The 20,018-nt window shown below is 40.6% G+C and carries 22 protein-coding genes; 16 read left to right on the top strand and 6 right to left on the bottom strand.

Translation table 11 applies throughout. The features are described 5' to 3' along the window. The first annotated feature begins 9 nt into the window (after window positions 1-9). The 9 genes from FAZ19_RS23215 to FAZ19_RS23175 all read left to right on the top strand — a co-directional run bounded on the left by FAZ19_RS23215 (window position 10) and on the right by FAZ19_RS23175 (window position 8,919). Window positions 10-1,284, top strand: coding sequence for a pectate lyase family protein (locus FAZ19_RS23215; protein WP_136823167.1), 1,275 nt, complete (start codon window positions 10-12; stop codon window positions 1,282-1,284). A gap of 15 nt (window positions 1,285-1,299) precedes the next feature. Further along, window positions 1,300-1,899: an LbetaH domain-containing protein gene (locus FAZ19_RS23210; RefSeq protein ID WP_136823166.1), complete on the top strand. Its 600-nt coding sequence runs from the start codon at window positions 1,300-1,302 to the stop codon at window positions 1,897-1,899. A 1-nt stretch (window position 1,900) separates the two neighbouring features. Beyond that, on the top strand, window positions 1,901-2,710 hold the full coding sequence (locus FAZ19_RS23205; protein WP_136823165.1) for a glycosyltransferase: 810 nt from the start codon (window positions 1,901-1,903) through the stop codon (window positions 2,708-2,710). Beyond that, on the top strand, window positions 2,710-3,615 hold the full coding sequence (locus tag FAZ19_RS23200) for an NAD-dependent epimerase/dehydratase family protein (protein WP_136823164.1): 906 nt from the start codon (window positions 2,710-2,712) through the stop codon (window positions 3,613-3,615). Before FAZ19_RS23205 ends, FAZ19_RS23200 begins: the two co-directional genes overlap by 1 nt. Window positions 3,616-3,671: 56 nt before the next feature. After that, window positions 3,672-4,634, top strand: a complete 963-nt coding sequence (locus FAZ19_RS23195) for an MraY family glycosyltransferase (RefSeq protein WP_136823163.1) — start codon at window positions 3,672-3,674, stop codon at window positions 4,632-4,634. Between the two features lie 67 nt (window positions 4,635-4,701). Further along, entirely contained in the window at window positions 4,702-5,061 is a 360-nt protein-coding gene (locus FAZ19_RS23190; protein WP_136823162.1) for a four helix bundle protein, read from the top strand. Window positions 5,062-5,120: 59 nt separating this feature from the next. Continuing rightward, entirely contained in the window at window positions 5,121-5,555 is a 435-nt protein-coding gene (locus FAZ19_RS23185; RefSeq protein ID WP_136823161.1) for a WxcM-like domain-containing protein, read from the top strand. 187 nt (window positions 5,556-5,742) lie between these two features. Beyond that, the gene (locus FAZ19_RS23180) at window positions 5,743-6,525 is read left to right on the top strand and encodes a polysaccharide biosynthesis/export family protein (RefSeq protein WP_136823160.1); all 783 of its coding nucleotides are present in this window, start codon (window positions 5,743-5,745) and stop codon (window positions 6,523-6,525) included. Window positions 6,526-6,543: 18 nt separating this feature from the next. Further along, on the top strand, window positions 6,544-8,919 hold the full coding sequence (locus tag FAZ19_RS23175) for a GumC family protein (RefSeq protein WP_136823159.1): 2,376 nt from the start codon (window positions 6,544-6,546) through the stop codon (window positions 8,917-8,919). Between the two features lie 31 nt (window positions 8,920-8,950). Here the strand turns inward: FAZ19_RS23175 and FAZ19_RS23170 are convergent, their stop codons facing one another. Next, window positions 8,951-9,214 (bottom strand): DUF4339 domain-containing protein, encoded by a 264-nt coding sequence (locus FAZ19_RS23170; RefSeq protein WP_136823158.1) that lies wholly within the window; start codon window positions 9,212-9,214, stop codon window positions 8,951-8,953. Window positions 9,215-9,636: 422 nt separating this feature from the next. Then, window positions 9,637-9,882 carry a winged helix-turn-helix domain-containing protein gene (locus FAZ19_RS23165; protein ID WP_169305760.1) on the bottom strand — a complete coding sequence of 82 codons (246 nt, stop codon included), beginning with the start codon at window positions 9,880-9,882 and terminating at the stop codon, window positions 9,637-9,639. A 144-nt stretch (window positions 9,883-10,026) separates the two neighbouring features. On the opposite strand from FAZ19_RS23165, the gene FAZ19_RS23160 reads away from it, so the two are divergent. Both FAZ19_RS23160 and FAZ19_RS24030 read left to right on the top strand, forming a co-directional pair. Next, window positions 10,027-10,368: a hypothetical protein gene (locus FAZ19_RS23160; RefSeq protein ID WP_136823156.1), complete on the top strand. Its 342-nt coding sequence runs from the start codon at window positions 10,027-10,029 to the stop codon at window positions 10,366-10,368. A 192-nt stretch (window positions 10,369-10,560) separates the two neighbouring features. After that, on the top strand, window positions 10,561-10,707 hold the full coding sequence (locus FAZ19_RS24030) for a hypothetical protein (RefSeq protein ID WP_169305759.1): 147 nt from the start codon (window positions 10,561-10,563) through the stop codon (window positions 10,705-10,707). Between the two features lie 90 nt (window positions 10,708-10,797). On the opposite strand, the gene FAZ19_RS23155 is transcribed toward FAZ19_RS24030, so the two are convergent. Both FAZ19_RS23155 and FAZ19_RS23150 read right to left on the bottom strand, forming a co-directional pair. Further along, the gene (locus tag FAZ19_RS23155) at window positions 10,798-11,130 is read right to left on the bottom strand and encodes a type II toxin-antitoxin system RelE/ParE family toxin (RefSeq protein WP_136823155.1); all 333 of its coding nucleotides are present in this window, start codon (window positions 11,128-11,130) and stop codon (window positions 10,798-10,800) included. Further along, on the bottom strand, window positions 11,120-11,368 hold the full coding sequence (locus FAZ19_RS23150) for a hypothetical protein (protein WP_136823154.1): 249 nt from the start codon (window positions 11,366-11,368) through the stop codon (window positions 11,120-11,122). Before FAZ19_RS23150 ends, FAZ19_RS23155 begins: the two co-directional genes overlap by 11 nt. Before the next feature lie 1,304 nt (window positions 11,369-12,672). Here FAZ19_RS23150 and FAZ19_RS23145 point away from each other — a divergent pair. Further along, window positions 12,673-13,677: a ParM/StbA family protein gene (locus FAZ19_RS23145; RefSeq protein ID WP_136823153.1), complete on the top strand. Its 1,005-nt coding sequence runs from the start codon at window positions 12,673-12,675 to the stop codon at window positions 13,675-13,677. Between the two features lie 24 nt (window positions 13,678-13,701). On the opposite strand, the gene FAZ19_RS23140 is transcribed toward FAZ19_RS23145, so the two are convergent. Further along, the gene (locus FAZ19_RS23140) at window positions 13,702-14,616 is read right to left on the bottom strand and encodes a DUF5106 domain-containing protein (RefSeq protein WP_136823152.1); all 915 of its coding nucleotides are present in this window, start codon (window positions 14,614-14,616) and stop codon (window positions 13,702-13,704) included. An 11-nt stretch (window positions 14,617-14,627) separates the two neighbouring features. Next, the gene (locus FAZ19_RS23135) at window positions 14,628-15,065 is read right to left on the bottom strand and encodes a BT0820 family HAD-type phosphatase (RefSeq protein ID WP_136823151.1); all 438 of its coding nucleotides are present in this window, start codon (window positions 15,063-15,065) and stop codon (window positions 14,628-14,630) included. A 286-nt stretch (window positions 15,066-15,351) separates the two neighbouring features. Here FAZ19_RS23135 and FAZ19_RS23130 point away from each other — a divergent pair, with 286 nt between their 5' ends. The 4 genes from FAZ19_RS23130 to FAZ19_RS23115 are packed head-to-tail and all read left to right on the top strand — an operon-like array spanning window position 15,352 to window position 19,946. After that, window positions 15,352-16,509: an MraY family glycosyltransferase gene (locus tag FAZ19_RS23130; RefSeq protein WP_136823150.1), complete on the top strand. Its 1,158-nt coding sequence runs from the start codon at window positions 15,352-15,354 to the stop codon at window positions 16,507-16,509. Window positions 16,510-16,541: 32 nt separating this feature from the next. Continuing rightward, the gene (locus FAZ19_RS23125; RefSeq protein WP_136823149.1) at window positions 16,542-17,501 is read left to right on the top strand and encodes an NAD-dependent epimerase/dehydratase family protein; all 960 of its coding nucleotides are present in this window, start codon (window positions 16,542-16,544) and stop codon (window positions 17,499-17,501) included. Window positions 17,502-17,506: 5 nt separating this feature from the next. Next, entirely contained in the window at window positions 17,507-19,045 is a 1,539-nt protein-coding gene (locus FAZ19_RS23120; protein WP_136823148.1) for an MATE family efflux transporter, read from the top strand. Window positions 19,046-19,061: 16 nt separating this feature from the next. Beyond that, complete coding sequence (locus tag FAZ19_RS23115) at window positions 19,062-19,946, top strand: polysaccharide pyruvyl transferase family protein (RefSeq protein ID WP_136823147.1); 885 nt, start codon at window positions 19,062-19,064, stop codon at window positions 19,944-19,946. Window positions 19,947-20,018 lie beyond the last annotated feature (72 nt).

The following is a 20,018-nucleotide window of genomic DNA, read 5'->3' as shown; positions in this document are numbered from 1 at the left end:
AATAAAAGTATGTTAGACAAACGTGTTAAAAGAGTAGCCATCTTACTATTAGTGCTTTTACTCAATAGCAGTATTAATCTAAATTCTTCGGCTCAGGAGTTAGATGTCGCTAAAAATTTTGGCTGGGCTTCCGGAACGAAAGGTGGATTTGGTGGTAAAGTGGTAAGGGTAACAAACTTGAATTCTACAGGGAAAGGATCCTTTTTGCAAGCAATCAAAACAAAGGGTAAGCGAATAATTGTATTTGAAGTAGGAGGAATAATTGATATGCAGGGTCATAGGTGGATACTCAATGATCCTTACGTGACGATTATGGGGCAAACAGCACCTTCTCCAGGTATTACATTTATTAATGGTGGGTTAATCATACGGACGCACGATGTAATTATTCAACATATAAGAGTAAGAACAGGTGCAGAAGTTGTAAAACAACCATTAGATGCACTGTGTACCGATTCATATTCTTATAATGTTATTATTGATCATTGTTCCTTTATGTGGGCTGTTGACGAAAATTTATCCGCATCCGGGCAAAGGTTTAATGGAAAAACGCCTAATGAATGGCGTAAAAACACATCGAATCGTATTACATTTAGTAATAACATTATAGGCGAGGGGCTGCTATCTTCCGTTCATGAGAAAGGACAACATTCCATGGGAACACTGGTACACGACAACGTTTCGGATATTTTGATTATGCGTAATTTGTACACTAATAATAATGATAGAAATGCATTGCTTAAGGGTGGTAGCAGGGGCGTGTTTTTGAACAATTACATATTTAACCCAGGTATAAGAAGTATATGGTTTGCTTTAGCTGAAAGCGAATGGAAAGGGCGTGAAAAGCAAAAGAGCTTATGGTCCGTTGTGGGAAATGTGGTGCGTTTAGGTCCCAGTTCTCAGCGGGATATAGCCTTGTTTTATGCCAAGAGCGGACCTTTAAGCGTTTATTTGGATGATAATAGGCTATTTAATCCTGATGGAGATCTAAGTAATAATATCTATAAAGGTGACTTGCAGAATAAATCTACTATAAAGCCCATTTGGCACAATGGGTTGCAAGTTCTCCGATCAACAGAGTTAGAGGATTATATCATAAAGAATGTCGGTGCTCGGCCATGGGATAGGGACGACGAAGATAAACGCATTATTGATGCTGTGGTTAAGAGAAAAGGGGCTATTATTAGTTCAGAAAGAGAAGTTAAGATAAAGGTAGAGCATAGATCCTCAAAGAGAATTTTTAACGAGAAGGAGTGGGATCTAAAAAAGTTAAAAAGTAAATAGTGTAAACTTTTATTAATGAAAAAGAAAATAGAACAATATGGTGTAATAGGGTTTTTTAATTTGATTTTGCAAATAATGCGAACTAAGCTTTTCTTTAAAAATGCTCGAATAATTCGATTTCCCTTCCGAGTCAGAGGCAAGAGGTTTATAAATGTTGGAAAAGGTTTTACCACTGGATTTAATTGTCGGATGGATGCCTTTAATTTCGATAATTTTAATCGCACTCTAATAGATATTGGCGGAAATGTTCAAATAAACGATTATGTACATATAGCGGCTATAAATGGAGTTACGATAGAGGATAATGTATTAATTGCAAGTAAAGTATTTATAACGGATCATAATCATGGTAGTTATAGCGGCGATCATCATGATTCTCCACTATCAATTCCGAATGACAGAAAAATTTATTCGCATCCCGTATTGATTAAAAGAAATGTATGGATTGGAGAGTTCGTATGTATCTTACCGGGGGTGACAATAGGAGAAGGGTCTATTATAGGGGCGATGAGTGTTGTGACCAAAGATATTCCACCCAACTGTATAGCTGTTGGATCTCCTGCTCGTGTGGTAAAGCAATATAATTTCGATGAACAAAAATGGCTAAAAGTATAATATGATTACCGCATCAATAGTAATATACAACACATCTGAAAAGGACCTCAATAGCCTTGAAAGATCTTTCTCCCATGTAAAGATGGCGTTTAAGCTTTTCATTGTCGACAATTCGCAAACAAATCGTTTGAAAGAGTATTTCGAGAAGGATCAGAAAATTATTTATATCCACATGCCTTCCAATCCCGGTTTTGGGGTGGGCCATAATATAGCTATCCAGGAGGCACAGAAAATTAATTCCCAATTCCACTTTGTAATAAATCCGGATGTTTATTTTGATACAGATGTAATATCGGGAATGCTGAATTATATAAATCAACACGACGATATTGGTATGATGATGCCACAAATTTTGAATCTAGATGCGTCTGTTCAACATCTCCCTAAATTGTTGCCTTCACCTTTTGATGTGTTGATGCGTAAATTTAAAAAGCCTGTTGGTTATTATACTAAATTTATCAATAAATATGAACTGAGATTTGTTGACCATAATCTTATTTACGAAGCTCCGGTTTTGTCTGGTTGCTTTACTTTATTTAGAATGTCGGCTATCCGAGAAGTGGGAATGTATGATGATCGATTTTTTATGTACTTTGAGGATTGGGACTTGTCCAGGAGGATGAATGAAAAATATCGGACTATCTATTTTCCTAAGGTTTCAGTTTATCATGGATACGAATCGGGAGCTAACAGAAATAAAAGATTGTTTAAGATTTTTATTCAATCAGCAGTGGCGTATTTTAATAAGTGGGGTTGGATTTTCGATAGTAGGCGACGGAAAGTGAATGCAAGAACTTTGGAACAGTTTTAATGGCAGCTATAATAATTACAGGCTCTTCGGGTTTTGTCGGTCAAAACCTAGAAATATATCTAAAAGAACTACGTTACGAGATTAGAAAGCTCTCTTTACGTAATCAAAATTGGTATAATCACCTCGACGGTCAGTTTGATGGGATAGTTCATTTAGCTGGAAAAGCGCACGATACGGCGAATACGTCTGCTGATGAGGAATACTTCAAAGTGAACACGGATTTAACGACTGATTTATTTGAAGAATTTTTGAAATCTGATATAAGGGATTTCTTTTATTTCTCGTCCGTCAAAGCGGTAGCGGATAAGGTTGAAGGGGTGCTGACAGAGGATTATGCTGGTAAACCATGCACCCCCTACGGTAAATCAAAGCTGAAGGCGGAAGAGTATCTACTTAGCCAGAAGCTGCCAGACGGCAAGCGATTATTTATTCTCCGTCCGTGTATGATCCATGGGCCAGGAAATAAGGGAAACCTAAACCTGCTCTATAAGGTTGTGGAAAAGGGATTTCCATGGCCTTTAGCCGACTTTCATAATGACCGATCATTTCTAAGTATCGATAACTTAAGTTTCCTAATCAACTCTATGATTTTCAAAAGAGATCTTCTCTCTGGTGTTTATAATTTTGCAGATGATGAGGTTTTATCCACGAATGAGCTGGTGTCGTTGATCTCGAATACATTGGGTAAGAAGGCGAAGCTTTGGAATATCCCAGCAGGTCTTATCAAAACAGGTGTTAAGATTGGGGATATCTTGCCATTGCCAATCAACTCGGAACGATTAAATAAACTTACGGAGTCTTACGTTGTGTCAAACTCTAAAATAAAATCTGCCTTAGGAATTGAAAAACTGCCTTTGACAGCGAAGGAAGGATTGGAAAAGACGATTCGATCTTTTAGGAGTTAGATTGCAGGGGTTAGAGATTAGGATATAGAAGTTAGGGGATAGATAAATATTAAGTGATGATATATTTAGTGATTTTTGTAGTTCTTTTTGTGACGGAGTTATTGTATTTCCGAGTTGCAGATCGATTTAATATTATTGACAAACCAAATGAGCGCAGTTCGCACACTTCCATTACCTTAAGAGGTGGCGGAATTATATTTTATGTGGGTGTGTTAGCTTATTTTGTTCTACTGGGTTTTCCCTATCCTTATTTCTTCCTAGGCTTGACGCTGATGACGGTGGTCAGCTTTGCGGATGATATCATGACCCTATCGAATAAGATCCGACTGCTCGTACATCTAATATCGGTATTACTGATGGCGTATGAACTGGATGTATTCGGTATGCCTTGGTATTACTTGGCGATTACTTTCGTGGTGGTGATTGGGGTTATCAATGCATACAACTTTATGGATGGCATCAATGGGATCACTGCCTGCTATAGCCTGGCTGTAGGTGGATTGTTGATGCTGGTGAGCCATCACATAGACTTTATAGATCGGAATTTATTAATCTATAGCATGCTGTCTGTATTGGTATTTGCTTTTTTTAACTTTAGAACCAAGGCTAAATGTTTTGCAGGCGATGTCGGTTCTGTTGCTATCGCTTTTATCTTGATATTTGCATTGGCGGCATTGATTCTCACGACACAAAATCTCATTTATATGCTCTTCCTGACCGTATATGGTGTAGATACCGTCTGGACAATCGTGAGGAGACTTTCTAAAGGGGAGAATATCTTTCAGGCACATCGCTCACATCTGTACCAATATCTGGGCAATGAAGCTGGAGTGCACAAACTATTGGTGTCTTTCTTGTACGGGGCATTACAGTTTGGAATTGGTGTCGCGGTTATCCATGTAGCCGAGAAATCATTGAGTTTTCAATTGATCTTTTCTGTTTCGTTACTCGTCATTCTTAGTGTCATATATTTGATGACCAAGGGTTATGTGTTGAGGAAATATGTAGCCGGTAACTAGTAATTGGTTATTGGAGACTAGTGACTAATATGCTTATATTAGGAATTTTGACACTAATTATAACATTATGAAAACACACAAAGACCTTGATGTTTGGAAGAAGAGTATTGACTTGGTTACGATTATTTACGAATTGACCAAAGATTTTCCAAAGGAAGAAATGTATGGCTTAACTAATCAAATACGAAGAGGAGCCGTCTCGATACCGAGCAATATAGCAGAAGGGGCTGCACGACAGTCAAAAAAGGAATTTACACAGTTTTTATATATAGCACTGGGAAGTGCTATGGAAGTAGAAACCCAGCTGATTATCAGCATGAACTTGGGTTATATAGCACAAAAAAAGCAGTTGGAAATTATCAACGAAATCAATAGTATTGGTAAAATGATTAACGGTCTCATTACGTATCTAAAAAGCAGAAATTAATAGACGGTAGATAATCTTACCAGTCACGAATCACTAGTCCCCAGTCACAAATAACAGATATGATAGAAAAAATACAAGGAGGCATAGCCACAGACCATCGCGGTTCAATTCGTTTTGTCAATGATTTTGATATGTCTTTGGTAAAGCGGTTTTACATTATAAAGAATGCTGATCTAGAAACAGTACGGGGGTGGAGGGCACACCGAATCGAACAACGCTGGTTTTATGTACTGTCAGGATCATTCTCCGTCGACTTAGTACAGATTGATAATTGGGAAGCACCATCTACGGATTTGGCAGTCGAGCAAGAAATAATAAAAGCAACAGATCAGCAGGTTTTGCATGTTCCAGTTGGATATGGTACAGCATTTAGGGCATTGGAAGCGAACAGTGAGTTGTTGGTCTTTGCAGATTATGGGATTGACAATGCTAAAAATGATGATTATACTTGGCCGGTAGATTTCTTTGTAAATAGAGTTGTGACTAGTGATTAGGAGTTTGGTGTTAGGAAATGCAAAGCACCAGTCACCGTTTACTAATCACTAGTCACCAGGGTTGTTTTCATTTTGTTTTGAAAAACTTTGTTATTTCTAATTTGAAAACGGTATTTTTGCAATAGATTAAACTGAAATTTTTGGAGAGATTTTTGTACTGCTCACCGAATAACTTAATTTGTACTATATGCCTCAATATTTACGTAACGCCTTCTTGGCACTTTTCGTAGTTGGAATACTACTTATGAATTCCTGTGCGAGCCGGAAGGATCTGGTTTATTTTCAGCCGGATTCCACTGCACTGCATACGAGCTATGAGCTGAATGCCCCCAAATTACAGGCGGGGGATATATTGACGATATCTGTAACTGCTGATGATGTAAGGGCAACGCTACCATTTAATCAGGTTTCTCCATATCAAGGAGGAGCAGGGAATGTTCAGGCAGCAAACCCATTTATTCCGACCTATGCGCTGGATGTGAAAGGCGAGATCGACTTTCCTAAACTTGGTAAAGTAAAATTAGGCGGTAAAACGCGGACAGAAGCTATAGATTACCTACGCGAGGAGGTGTCGAAATATGTGGTTGATCCTGGAGTAAGTATAGAAATTAGAAATTTCCGTATAACAATTTTGGGCGAGGTACGTAACCCAGGTACCTTTCCGATCAATAACGATCGCATAACGTTATTAGAAGCTTTAGGTATGGCAGGAGACTTAACTATAAATGGTGTTAGAAGTAATGTATTAGTAGTTCGTGAGCAGAATGGTGTGAAACAAGAGTATCGGGTAGACCTGACCAAACGTGATGCGCTAAATTCGCCTGCTTATTATTTAGCACAGAACGATGTCATCTATGTTGAGCCGAATGGTGCACGTATCCAGTCTTCACGATATACACAGAACACTTCAGTATTCGTATCTATTGCTGGGGTAATTATTTCCGTAATTGCAGTGTTAGTGCGTAACTAGGCGAAGAGAGTAAGTATTATGAAAGAAAATAAAAACTTAAAGGTTGAGGATCAAGAATTCAACCTTAAGCAAGTAGTCGAGCAATATGCTTATTACTGGAAATGGTTTGTCCTATCCGTTTTAATTTGTTTAACATTCGCTTTTGCTTATTTACGTTATGCTGAACGTATTTATAATGTGACCGCCAAGATTTTATTGCAAGATGAAAAAAAAGCCTCCGGGGATTTAGCAGGGTTGTCAGAGCTAGCGAGTTTAACGGGCGGCGGCGGAGCTACATCGGCTTTTGTAACAGACCAAATTGACGTAATGAAGTCCCGCCGTATACTGCGAAATGTGGTTGAAAGCAATCGCTTAAATATAACTTATTTCAATAAGGGTAGGATAAAATCCACGGAGTTAATTGAAAGTAAGTCTCCTATTAAACTTGTCATATTAGAGCCCCACCACCCTAGACTGGATTCAGTTTCCTATTCTTTTGTCGTAACCGATTCAAAGGGCAAATTTAAAATTAAAGATGAGGAAGGCGGTATTCGTGACTTTGTTTTAGGGCAACGTATACAATCTCCTATAGGACCCATAACTTTTATTGAAAATCGAGAAAACAATTGGGATGAAGAATTAATAGTTAACTTTAAGACCGTTGAAAAGACAATCGACGAACTGCTCTCCGCAATACAAATCTCCCCCAATAAGGAAAATCAATCTTTGGTGGTGAATTTTTCGATTAGTCATACTAACAAGGCCAAAGCAACCTTAATTCTAAATTCGCTCATTGAGCAGTACAATAAAGATGTAACAGAGGATAAGACTCGGATAACGCGCACAACATCAGATTTTATCAACTCTCGATTGGAGTTGATCTCTAGCGATTTGGCTTCTGCGGATTCTAAAGTCGCCGACTACAAAGATAGTCATAACTTGGTAGATATGAGTTCTGAGGCTGAGCTTTATATGCAAAGTGCGTCCGAAAACGAGCGAAAGCAGATCGAGTACCAAACGCAGCTTCAGTTAGCGGACATGATGAAGGGAACTATCGACAACGGTATAAAAACCCTTTTGCCATCTAATTTGGGATTAACAGATCCTTCCATACAAGCGAATATTCAAAGTTATAACCAACTAATGTTGGAACGAGATGATCTTTTAAAATCTGCCACACCAGATAATCCAGTGGTACAAAATTTAAATGATAATTTACAAGAACTAAATCGCTCTCTGCAAAACTCTTTGGACAATTATCGACAGGTGTTACAATCTAATGTATCTGTATTAGAAAGCCAACGGAAAAAGTTTCAGGGTAAGCTAAATCAGTTGCCGAACCAAGAGCGTGGCTTTAAGGATATTTCGCGTCAACAGCAAATTGTCGAATCGCTCTATTTATTTCTGTTGCAAAAGCGTGAAGAAACTGAAATCCAAGCCTCGGCTACACCGGCGATTATGAAGGTAATAGATTCCGCTTATGGGGCCAATATCCCAGTATCGCCGAGGAAATCGATTATTTTATTGGGGGCATTGATTATAGGGTTTTTAATTCCTTTTGCGATCTTATATGTTAAATTCCTGTTGGATAATAAGATCCATTCACGTAAGGATATTGAAGAGAAATTTGCAGCTCCAATTTTGGGTGAGGTACCTACTTCCGAAGATCCGATTATACAAGACAATGACCGTTCTTCGCTAGCGGAAGCTTTCCGAATACTTCGAACTAACCTAGCTTTTATGCTGGGCACCAAGAAGGACTCGGCTGTTATATTCGTAACTTCAACCACCTCAGGAGAGGGTAAATCATTTGTGTCGACAAATCTTTCTCGCATACTATCGATGTCAGGTAAGAAAGTGCTCTTAATTGGCGCGGATATCCGCTCTCCAAAAGTATTGGATTACCTTGGCCTATCGCACTTGCAACATACCAATATAGGCATCACCCAATACCTGATTAACCCGGATATGGATGTGGATAAGATCATTATCGAAAAGCCGGCGCCTTATCAATTTGATATTATCTATTCGGGTTATATAGCACCTAATCCCGCAGAGCTCTTAATGAACGGGCATTTTGATGATGTAATCAAGTACGGTAGAGAGCACTACGATTACGTGATCGTGGATACCGCTCCAGTCAGCTTGGTAACGGATACACTATTGATCGCCGATAATGCCGATATGACTATCTATGTGGCACGTGCCAACTACTTAGATAAACGTTTGCTAAATGTGCCAAAAGAATTGTACGAGGATGGCAAGCTGAAGAATATGGCCGTAGTAATTAACGACGTCGACTTTGCACGTGGCTACGGTTATGGTTACGGTTACGGGTATGGCTACGGTGACAATGGGCCCGTCTCCTTACGCGAACGCTTACGGAAGAAGCTGCTTGGTAAAAAGAAAAAGTAACTAAAATTGTTTTATATCCTAAAACCGTCTCTCACCAAGACGGTTTTTTTTGTTGAAGTTGAAATCTTAAAAACTTACTAAAGCTGAATTTAGTTTTATGGTGCACGGGTTCAATAGGTTGCAAGGATTTTTGTATTTCAAAGTATTCATTCAAAATTTCAACCGAACTCGCCTCTCGCCATGAAGATAATCCTTGATACCACACCTGTGTATCTGGTGTTAAAATAGATGGATTTAATTCATTAATCTCTATGGGGCCGAATTGCTTACAGTCTTGCGCGAAATAAATTTTCATTTCATTAAGTTAAGTGGCGCAAATGTATACTAATTTGTGCTACAACAATGATTGAATATAAAAAACAGGTATTTATTTTTTTAACGTTGACGCAGACTTCGCTCATTGTAACAGGGTGATAGCTAATTATAGGTGACTATACAGACCTAGTTTTCTTCGGACTATCTTCGCCCTTTCTTCGGAAGTTGTTCGAAGGTTGTTCGCCCGGTGCATTCCCCCTGCCTCACTTTTGACTTAGGATTGGCTTACCTTTTCTTGGTCAGCCCTAAGATACGACTAAGATAATACTAAGAGAATCCTAATATAATGGCCGAAGATGGTGGCCTATTGGTCAGGAGAAAGTCAGTAGGAAATCTAGTTGCATTGCCTCAATGGAGCCAAATGTCAAGAAGTTCTTTATTTGGAATAAAGTTATCATGGTGTCAATCAATAATTTTCCAATAGCCTCCTCTTGCTGGTCCAACACGACTTATTTTTCCAACATCGCGTAGTTTCTTAACATTCTTTTGTATGTTTGATTCGTTAATGCCTACAATTGCAGATAATTCTGGCAGAGTGATTCTTGGATTTACCGTTATAGCTTTTAATATTGCTTGTTGATTGATAGAAAAGCTATTCCCCTCTTTATCCCCCTCTTTAATGATTGTGGAAGTCTTCGATCGTGTCAAATAGAGAGCCATTAAACATGCGATCAAAATCCGAAGGACCGAGATACCTTTGACATTGGTTGCACCTTATAGGGACTTCGCTTGCCGTTTATTTGCCTTTTGGTTGGTGTTTCGTTGCTTATTCTTTGCCCCCGAGTTAAAGGATTGACAAATAGCAATGCAACATTATCCGCAAGAATCAGCCCACTAAGTGAGGAGCAGTCTCGGGACAACACCCTACCTGATACCTACCAAGTTCGCCCTGCCTCCGATCGCCACGGCTTCAGTACGGCTTCGCGCCGGCTTCGTGCTCCGATGGCGATCGGAGCGCGATCAGACAATGATCAGAGCGCCAAGCCGGAAATGCAGAACAAAGGTGGTAGAAAGGAGGACGCAAGGCAGAACTTGGTTAGAACAAAGCTCAAAAAAAAAATACGGTTTACCTATGGTCGATATACCAAAAAGCTACTGTTAGTATACGGGTTACTTACCAAAAGTATACCCTAGACTTACCAAAGACTTACTAAAAAGCTACCAACCCGATACCAAGAAGTTAGTAACAAGCCAGCGACTCTGTACCGGAATGCCTTTGATAATTTACATGCATTTGGTAGCTTAACGGTAGCCTCATCGCGACGCAGCGGAATGTTGTTAAGCAGGCGATCAGCAATCTGCTGTGTATTTACGTTATGTTTCTATGTGTTGTTTAGTGAAGCCCGGACGCAGTCGGGGCGGACTCTACAAGGTGAAGTACGCTCGGCAGCCGACGGGCAGATGTTAGAAAGTGTATCCATCTTTACCAAAAAAGGAGTTGAAAAGATCAGCACCGATCGCAACTATTATTAGTTAAGCACGGGACAAAGTCCACGCCCCAGGGATTTGCTTATACCGACGCTAACGGAGTTGGATAATTTATCCACCAAATCCAACACTTCATTAAATAACACCTTCATCTATCAACCGCTGTATAACGGCATCTGCATCGACGGTATCATATTCATTCTTTAAGTAAATTTCGGATAAGACCACTGTTTGCCCGACCACTTTTACATAGGTAATCACACGCGCACCACCTGATTTGCCTTTGGCAGTACCTGATATAGCTAGCCGGATTTTGTAAACATTCTGGCCTAAATCAGTCCCTAACGTTGGCTTTTCAGCCAATTCATCGCTTAGCTGCCTGATGTCATTCAGGATTTGGCGGTGTTTTTTGGCAATCCGTTTCAGGTCTTTCTTGAAGCCCGACGTTAAAACAACCTCAAATGTCATTGGCTAATTCCGCTTCAATTTCGGCAATAGCATCCTTGGCGTTCTGCAATTTCACGTTTCCTGCTTCCCATTCCTTGATTTCGCCGAAGGACTGTTTCAGTTTTTTATATAGCTTTTCACCATCTTTGTCCAATCCGGCCTGCTTGTCTATCTTATAGCGCAAGCCAAAACGATTCAGGATTTCCTTCAATACGGGGAGATCTTTATCGTTGTCTATATTTACCGTTAACGTTGTCATTCCACAAATTTACGCATTATTTTTTACCATTCACAAAACAGCCCATAGGTTCTGCGAGTTATTATTTAGTTAATGATTCAACCTTATTTCTTAATTCAAGAATCTCTTCTTTAAGATGATTGATATAAATTTCCCTAATTTGTTTGATACCTAAATTGCTTGACCTTCTGTTATAAAGGCTTCTACTTGGTAGGTTTGTTGTGAAAATTTTCAATTAATACTTTCTTTCTTCTTCGGTTGGTAATCTTATATTCGGATAAATCTTCATAGCCCAATGATGGAAGTCTCTGTCCAATTCGTAACATAATTTATAAAATTTTCCAGCTATCATGTGGCCTATTGGTCAGGAGAAAAGCAGAGGAAACCAGTTTAGTCTGTCGCAAATATGGAAATCCTTATAACGCGTAAGTCGTATGGTTAATAAATATTCTTCTGTCGAAAATATAACCCATTTTGTACATATACATTGCCATAAACAGGTTATAGTTCGTCATTTACAGACTATACAATGCGAGATTATTACGTCGTTTTGTCAAAAACTGAAGTGACATGTAGGTACTTGTATACGTGAAATGGACTTACATAGGTACGTCTAACCCATACAATACTGCAAAATCGGCAAACAGTCTACAGTTTATCGCAAAGTGTACTGACTTTTCCGCATACAGACGTCTGTTTTTGCTAATGTATGGTCTGTTTACAACAAACTACTCGCACAATGCGACGGGCACAATGTACATTGCCGACTTTTTACTCCTGTTTGGCGCAAAGTATAAGCTGTAAATGGACGACATAATCTCGTATTTGATGTTTAAGGGGGAGGATCTCACACCGAAAATACACAATAATCGCTGCTTAAACCTGTTAGAAGTGTATTCTGTGTATTACACTACGATCTCTTTATGCACTGATAGTATTGGGAGATGTTACTGGTGCGATTACGTTTTGCGAAATAATATTTCGGTTCAGTGTGATCCAATTCACTGCTCGATCAGTGTTTTCTAGGACAAATACCATTTTCAATCCATTTTCCATAGTGAATGATCTTACTCGCTCATAATCATGTGCGCGTTGCCACACATGACCGATCATTTTGGTTTCGAAAAAAACCACCCATTGGGGTAGGTTTTTTGTTGTTTTTGGGTGGTACCTTTGAGCTTGGTATTTAACCCGAATGAAAAACATAGTTTGTCGTCGAGCAATCTCGGATGGACCGAAGTGCAAACGATACCTTGGTATGGGTGGATGTAAATCGTGACGGCTTCAGCTTCAAATCGAGGTTAATTTCTAATAATTAAGACAAAATGTACGATATCCAATCTTTTTCTAGTCTGCTTCAAGCGCCTAGTGTAATGTTTCCGGCTTCTGCTCCAATGCCGCTATTGAATGGTATGAAAGGACGACCAAATCTAAAGCAAGGAAATCTAATACAACCTGAGGTCGCTGAACAAGTAGATGACACAAACGCACATGCGAGCGATTTAGTTCATCAGCTCGTTGTGCTGGCCGCTCCCATTTTGGCGACTCGCCAAACAGTAAGTCCGCTTGTGGTTACGTTGGGCTTTCCGAGTAATACGTATCACACCTACAAAGAGTCGGCTTCTGCGCAATTGATGGGGAAACATGTTGTGGAACTGAGTAATAACGATGCTGAAATAGACGAGGTCGAAATCGTAGAAATTAATATCGCACGCGTGGAGGTGCTTCCGATGATTGTAAGTTGTATGATTGCACTTCGTAAGGGGCCTGACCAGGTAAGTGGATCTTTTGCGGTGCTGAGCCTGGGATTTGGTACAGTGGAGACTGGCTTAAGTACGGACAATGGCGTAGTGACAAGTGCAACATCGAGCATACCCGGTTTGCATCGCGCAGTAAATCTAGTGCGCTCCCAATTGGAAAAGGACTACGATGTGCGACTCGACAATCTACAGCAGTTGGACGAAGCTTTTCAAGAGGGGTATATTTACATCAACAGTAAATTGATCGATCTTCGTGCAATCCGAAAACAAGCACTGGAAACATATTATGAAGAAGTAGTGTCTCCCGCCCTTCAGTCGGTCTTGAACGACAAAAGTCTGCAGATCGCAAAACGACTGTATTTATGCGGTGGAGGGGCCTATTATGCCGATCTGATCGCCTGTTTTACCGCTGAATTTGCTACGAAAGCTGCTGTGCATGTGGTGGACAAACCGGAGCTCGTGGCGAGTAAAGGATACCTATTGAATTCCCTGCGATTTGCAACGGATGCCTTAGAGCAGGCTGTCGGTTTGGATATGGGTGCGATTGCAACACGCGTAGCGACTTTCTAAAAGGGAATGTAAACGAGGAGTGGCTTACCTTCCCTGTAGGTATTGCATAACCTGACCTAGTGGAGCGTCTTTTAAGATGACTTTCTTATTGTGATCTAATAAATACATCGTTGGCGAAGCTTTCAAATCATAAAGGTTATTTCCAAGAATCGCCTGCTCTGTGTCGATGCCATCAATCCAAGAGTCGGGAATAGTATTTTGATGTTTTTGCCATACCTCTAGATTTCCGGTGGCGTAGATAGCAAGGATATTAAGACTCCCACGTTGAATGGCCTCGGTAATGGCTGGCATCTGCTTAAGGGTTTCAATCGTCTCCTCACAACTGGCACAGCCCGGTTCGTAAAAAAGTAATAACAAATGGGTAGCCTGTAGATCATACAGTTTGTGGGGAGATCCTGACCTTGTCTGATAAGAAAAGTTTTCTGCTTTTTCGCCGGGATTATTCCTCCGGATCAATCTGAGCTTCGCTTGCAGGCGGTCTTTTTCATGTGCGGCGATGTCGGTCGAATCAATCCCGAAGCCCAGCACCGATTCATATAATTTTTCATTGCGCATCGGCGAATTGGGATCATAAAGGTACCGCTGATAGGTGGTGTTAAAAAAATCAAATATCTTGGGGTTTCTTTTGGCTCGGGCTAACAGGCTCCGCATGGCGCTATCTGCTTTTTGTGCAGAAGCTTGCTGTAAAAGATACAGGTAATCCACCAAAGCCTGTTCGGCCGTATCTACATGGACCACCCAACTGCTGTCGCTGAAATCAAACCGATCCCAATACGTATCAATCTGTACGTCTAGTGCCGAGCGCGAAGGGATCTTCTCGGTTGCTTCGTTGTTTTTTTTAGTTTGCGGAGGTGATCCACAAGAAGTTGCTATCGCAAATGAGGTTAAAAAGAGCAATACCCAGATTCGCGGGGTAGGATAAACCGGAGTGATTCTCATATGATTCGCTACTATGATTTAAATAAACTGGCCAGAAAACCTTTCTTCTGTTTGCGGCGCTGAACATTGCCTCCTTCCTCCACATTATACATAGGTGCAATAGTACTGCCCTTACGTAGTGCCGTAATCACTTGGTACATAACTTCCCAATCCACCAATCCGCCCAGATTCCTGTCATCGATGAAGATATCAGCGGTCAACTTTCGCGGGGCATCCAATCGGTTTTCTTCCGGAAAATTGGCATTATGGGCGTAAAAGTGTAGCCCTTTTGATGCACAGTAATCAATTGCTTCCTGCAACAGTTCGCCTTCCCTAACCGTCCACAAAATCAATAGATGGCGATCGGCATGTAGTTTTTGGAGTGTTTCGATGGCGAAAGGAATGGGTTTTCCGATCCGTGGGTACCGGTGTTCCACAATCGTTCCATCAAAATCAACGGCTATAACCATTTGAGGTTGAATTTAAGTGATAAATGAACTTCCATAATGAACAAAGCTACAAAATTTCTTCCGCTGCGAGGTAGCTACTATTACGATAAGTGCGGATGAGAAGTAAAATGTAGTTCGTTTGTGGAGGTATCGCTACAAATACAATTAAACAGCTCGAAACCTGCTGTAAGGGGAGACAGTTGACTTATTTTTGTAGCTCAGAGTTAAAGAGTTACAAGGCAAATATTGCTGTTTTTCTACTTAATTCGGGTTGTTTTTTTGAGATAACAGTTAAATAAAAGATATTATGAAATTAATGGTTGTTCTGTTCGCATTTGGGGTTGCCTTCTATTTAGGACGCTTGCTAATCCCTTACATTCTCCTGATCAGCTACCGTAAGCGCTTGTTCGATCCAATTGACCCGCGTAAATCGCATCAGGTATTAGTGTCCCGTTTAGGCGGAGCGACATTTGTGCCTATTCAGTGCGTATTGATGGTACTATCGCTCATCCTATGTTATAAACAAGATTTATTGGATCTTCAGATTGATACATACGAAGTATACCCCATGATTATGGGATTAGTGTGCGGATTGGTGATTCTTTTTGTATTAGGCCTTACCGATGATCTCATTGGCGTGAACCACAAGTTCAAATTCTTTGTTCAAATATTGGTCGCATCTTTTCTTCCGCTGTCAGGTGTATGGATCAACGATATGTACGGCGTCTTATTTATTACCTATTTACCGGCATGGGTGGGTATCCCACTAACGATTTTTGCAACGGTGTTGATTATCAATGCGGTTAATCTGATCGACGGTATTGATGGACTGTGTTCAGGTTTGGTTACGGTAGGTAGCTTGGTGTTGGGTAGCTTGTTTGCCGCCCACTGCGCCTGGTTGCATGCTTTATTTGCATTTATTACCGCCGGTGTGCTGATTCCTTTTTTCCTGTATAATGTATATGGCGTATCCAAAAAGAAACGTAAGATCTTTATGGGTGACTCGGGAAGTCTTACACTTGGCTTTTCGATGGCTTTCCTTTCGGTGAGCTACGCAATGAACAATCCGGGTGTTCAGCCTTTTTCGGAAGGTGCTATTGTGGTTGGCTTTACGGTTTTATTAGTGCCGGTATTGGATGTAGCGCGTGTGATGTGGGTACGGTTTAGAGCAGGCAATCGTCTCTTTATGCCGGATCGTAACCATATACACCATAAATTGCTTGATATGGGAATGAACCATCAGAAAGCGATGTTAACAATTATTTTGCTTGCCGCATTTTTTTGTATCTTTAACGCTGTGACGGTGCATTATATCAGCAATAATATTGTGCTAGCATTGGATTTGATTTTCTGGGGTTTATTTCATGCGACCTTGGATAAAATTGCCCATCGCAAGCATGTTACTACTGAAGAAAAGGCGTTCAAACCTTCTGTTGCAGCATTAGCAAAACAGGGCAACAAATAGGAATTATTACATCTTAGGTTATATTTTACCGTATGAAAATTGGCATCATTGGGGGATCTGGTTTTGTAGGTACAAAACTGATCGCTTCTCTTCAGGAAGAGCTGGGCACAAGTACCATCAATATTGACAAGCAGCAAAGTGCTCGATATGCGGATATTACGCATATAGCTGATGTATTGGATAAGGAAGCGTTGACCAGCTTGTTGGCTGACGTGGATGTGGTCGTGCTGCTGGCTGCAGAGCACCGCGATGATGTGAAGCCAACGTCGTTATATTATGATGTGAATGTGCAAGGGATGCGCAATACGCTTGAAGCGATGGATGCCAATGGGATTAAAAACATCGTATTTACCAGTTCGGTAGCCGTCTACGGCCTAGATAAGGATAACCCTAATGAAAATACACCGGTCGATCCATTCAACCATTACGGAAAGAGTAAATGGCAGGCCGAGCAGGTGCTGCAGGAATGGTATAAAAGCCATGCCGATTGGCAGATCCGTATCGTGCGACCAACCGTAATCTTTGGAGAAGACAACCGCGGAAATGTTTTTAATCTCTTAAATCAGATCGCCACAGGTAAATTTATGATGATTGGAAAGGGCGACAATCAAAAATCGATGTCGTACATCCGTAATATCGTGGCATTCCTTGTTTTTTTGATCCACGATCAAAAGGGAGGTTATGAGGTATATAACTATGTGGATAAGCCTGATTTTACCACCAACGATCTGGTCTACCATACGGGCGAAATACTAAATAAACCAATTCCTACAGTTCGCATCCCCTATTGGTTGGGCTTAATGGGCGGATACGGCTTTGACGTATTGGCATTTGTGAGCCGCAAAAAATTAAATATCAGTTCCGTACGAGTGAAGAAATTTTGTGCGGTAACCCAGTTTGATTCAACAAAAGCAATGTCTTCAGGTTTTGTGCCGCCGTACACCATGGAGCAGGGATTGCGCAGGATGTTGGAAGCGGAGTTTGGGAAATAGGAGCGATGTCTGATACCAACAATACAACACGCATTGCGAAAAACACCTTAGCGCTCTACGTGCAGATGTTTTTTAGCATGCTGGTGGGACTCTACACCTCCCGCGTAATTCTTAACGTATTAGGGGTAGAAGACTTTGGTATATTAAACGTCGTAGGGGGAGTCGTTGCGATGTTTGGAATACTGAATTCGGCTATGTCTTCGTCGACAAGCCGCTTTATTACCTTCGAATTAGGACACAAAGATATCGATAGACAGCGCAGTATTTTCAGTACTGCACTAATTATTCATATTGCGCTCGCTTTGCTGATCTGTGTTGTGGCTGAACCTGTTGGAACTTGGTTTATGCAGACACAGCTGAATATTCCCGACGAACGTATGGAGGCTGCCCTATGGGTATTTCATGCTTCGGTGATCACCATTTTTTTTTCAATTATAAATGTGCCTTATAGCGCAGCGATTATCGCGCATGAGAAGATGAGTGTCTTTGCTTATTTTTCAATTCTGGATATCTCTCTAAAATTGGCTATCGTCTTCCTGCTTCAAGAAATAGATTTTGATAAATTGAAAATCTATGCCGTATTATTGCTTTGCACGCAGTTGCTCATGCAGTTCATTACCTGGATTTACTGTTTTCGGAATTTCGCAGAGGTACGGGGTGCGTTTCGTTGGAACAAGGCGGCAGCGAAGGAAATGAGTTCCTTTGCCGGCTGGAGTATGTTTGGCGATTCGGCCGTGTTGATGTTTACCCAGGGGGTTAATATTTTATTAAATATGTTTTTCGGTGCCCCGGTAAATGCGGCCCGGGGGATAGCTACGCAAGTTCAGGGCGTTGTGACACGCTTTATAGGCGGTTTTCAGACTGCGTTAAATCCGCAGATTATTAAGAGCTATGCCGTGAAAGACTTAGTCTATATGCATAAGCTTATCTATGCAAGTTCTAAATTTTCTTTCTTTTTACTGCTGATGTTATCCTTGCCCGTTTTCCTGGAAGCGCAGAATCTGCTAACCTGGTGGCTGAAGATCGTTCCCGAGCATACCATTAATTTTGTTCGCATTATGATGTGTATTTCTCTTGTGGATAGCTTAGCAAATCCATTGATTTTTTCTGCTAAAGCGACAGGAAAGATAAAGCGGTATCAGGCAACTTTGGGTACGCTCTTATTGTTAGTGGTTCCGGTGAGTTACCTGTTTCTTTGGCTTGGTTACGCGCCGGAGTCGGTTTTTGTCGTTCATTTGGTGATCACGATTTTAGGTCAAGTACTCCGCGTTGTATTAATTCGACCTATGATTGACTTGTCATTGAGGGGATATATGAACCAAGTAGTTGTGAAGTGTGCTACGGTGTTGGTACTGGCGCCGATACTTCCGTTAGTTCCGTATTTTTTTGTGACGGATCCGATATGGCGGTTGCTATTAATCATTATCTTTACGTTGCTGTCGGTCTCCTTTTTGGTGTATACACTGGCAATGAACAGTACGGAGAAAGCGATTATTAAGGATTTGTTTTATAAAAAGTTACGCCTTAATAAAACTGGAGAATAAGACTTTTTAAAAACCTATGAAGAAAATAAATTTAATCTACTGGGACGAAGACAATTTTGGGGATGCGTTAAACCCGGTGTTGGTCGAGGAGTTGTCTGGGCGACCGACGCAATATAAAGATGTGAATTTATCAATCGCCGATAGGCGGGCAATTGTCTTAAACAGTATAAAGGAATGGAATTTTAAAGCATTTCACACGATTTTGTTTCCTTGGCAGTCTGTTTTGGCCTGTATAGGCTCAATTATTAGCTGGCTTCCCAAAAATGCAACAGTATGGGGCGCTGGTTTTATGAACGCACACGAACAATTCAGAGGAGGCACAACTTTGGCAGTACGAGGAAGATTAACAGATGAAAAACTTCAAACTGAGGGATATGCAGCATGTGGGATCTACGGTGATCCAGCTTTACTTTTGCCTTTGTGGATGAAACCAACTGTTCAGAAAGTACACAAATTGGGGTTGATTCCGCACTGGAAAGAAGTAGATTACTTTATAGAGCATTATGGAAGCCAATACCATATCATTGATTTACGCACCCGAGATATAGAAAAAGTAGTCAATGAGATCAGTAGTTGTGAATATATATTGTCTACCTCTTTACACGGCGTCATTGTAGCACATGCATATGAAGTTCCTGCATTATGGATAAAAAAGGGATATATCGATACGGACGGATTCAAATTTCACGATTACTTCAGTTCGGTGGATATCCCATTTTATGATGGTTTTGAGCATTTTGAACAAATGCTTACGGAAGGTGAAGGGTGGAAGGTTTTGTTCGATGAGCATAAGGATAAGGCTGGTCTTAATAACTCTTTGAAAGATATTCAAAAAGGACTCTTAAAGGCTGCGCCTTTTCCCCTGAAAGAAAAGTATCGACAGTGGACTTCGTCAACGTAAATAAATATATCGCTACTATTTATGAATGGATTTTTATATTTAGGTTTTCAAGAGATATCAGTAAATAAGGTC

Origin of the sequence: Sphingobacterium alkalisoli, from assembly GCF_005049105.1 — a bacterium.
Lineage (GTDB): Bacteria > Bacteroidota > Bacteroidia > Sphingobacteriales > Sphingobacteriaceae > Sphingobacterium > Sphingobacterium alkalisoli.
This window is presented reverse-complemented; position numbering and strand designations above follow the sequence as displayed.

Excerpts from the sequence above, each read along its gene's own strand:
- FAZ19_RS23215 (WP_136823167.1), top strand. The coding sequence starts at position 10 with ATGTTAGACAAACGTGTTAAAAGAGTAGCCATCTTACTATTAGTGCTT.
- FAZ19_RS23210 (WP_136823166.1), top strand. The coding sequence starts at position 1,300 with ATGAAAAAGAAAATAGAACAATATGGTGTAATAGGGTTTTTTAATTTG.
- FAZ19_RS23205 (WP_136823165.1), top strand. The coding sequence starts at position 1,901 with ATGATTACCGCATCAATAGTAATATACAACACATCTGAAAAGGACCTC.
- FAZ19_RS23200 (WP_136823164.1), top strand. The coding sequence starts at position 2,710 with ATGGCAGCTATAATAATTACAGGCTCTTCGGGTTTTGTCGGTCAAAAC.
- FAZ19_RS23195 (WP_136823163.1), top strand. The coding sequence starts at position 3,672 with ATGATATATTTAGTGATTTTTGTAGTTCTTTTTGTGACGGAGTTATTG.
- FAZ19_RS23190 (WP_136823162.1), top strand. The coding sequence starts at position 4,702 with ATGAAAACACACAAAGACCTTGATGTTTGGAAGAAGAGTATTGACTTG.
- FAZ19_RS23185 (WP_136823161.1), top strand. The coding sequence starts at position 5,121 with ATGATAGAAAAAATACAAGGAGGCATAGCCACAGACCATCGCGGTTCA.
- FAZ19_RS23180 (WP_136823160.1), top strand. The coding sequence starts at position 5,743 with ATGCCTCAATATTTACGTAACGCCTTCTTGGCACTTTTCGTAGTTGGA.
- FAZ19_RS23175 (WP_136823159.1), top strand. The coding sequence starts at position 6,544 with ATGAAAGAAAATAAAAACTTAAAGGTTGAGGATCAAGAATTCAACCTT.
- FAZ19_RS23170 (WP_136823158.1), bottom strand. The coding sequence starts at position 9,214 with ATGAAAATTTATTTCGCGCAAGACTGTAAGCAATTCGGCCCCATAGAG.
- FAZ19_RS23155 (WP_136823155.1), bottom strand. The coding sequence starts at position 11,130 with ATGACATTTGAGGTTGTTTTAACGTCGGGCTTCAAGAAAGACCTGAAA.
- FAZ19_RS23150 (WP_136823154.1), bottom strand. The coding sequence starts at position 11,368 with ATGACAACGTTAACGGTAAATATAGACAACGATAAAGATCTCCCCGTA.
- FAZ19_RS23145 (WP_136823153.1), top strand. The coding sequence starts at position 12,673 with ATGTACGATATCCAATCTTTTTCTAGTCTGCTTCAAGCGCCTAGTGTA.
- FAZ19_RS23140 (WP_136823152.1), bottom strand. The coding sequence starts at position 14,616 with ATGAGAATCACTCCGGTTTATCCTACCCCGCGAATCTGGGTATTGCTC.
- FAZ19_RS23135 (WP_136823151.1), bottom strand. The coding sequence starts at position 15,065 with ATGGTTATAGCCGTTGATTTTGATGGAACGATTGTGGAACACCGGTAC.
- FAZ19_RS23130 (WP_136823150.1), top strand. The coding sequence starts at position 15,352 with ATGAAATTAATGGTTGTTCTGTTCGCATTTGGGGTTGCCTTCTATTTA.
- FAZ19_RS23125 (WP_136823149.1), top strand. The coding sequence starts at position 16,542 with ATGAAAATTGGCATCATTGGGGGATCTGGTTTTGTAGGTACAAAACTG.
- FAZ19_RS23120 (WP_136823148.1), top strand. The coding sequence starts at position 17,507 with ATGTCTGATACCAACAATACAACACGCATTGCGAAAAACACCTTAGCG.
- FAZ19_RS23115 (WP_136823147.1), top strand. The coding sequence starts at position 19,062 with ATGAAGAAAATAAATTTAATCTACTGGGACGAAGACAATTTTGGGGAT.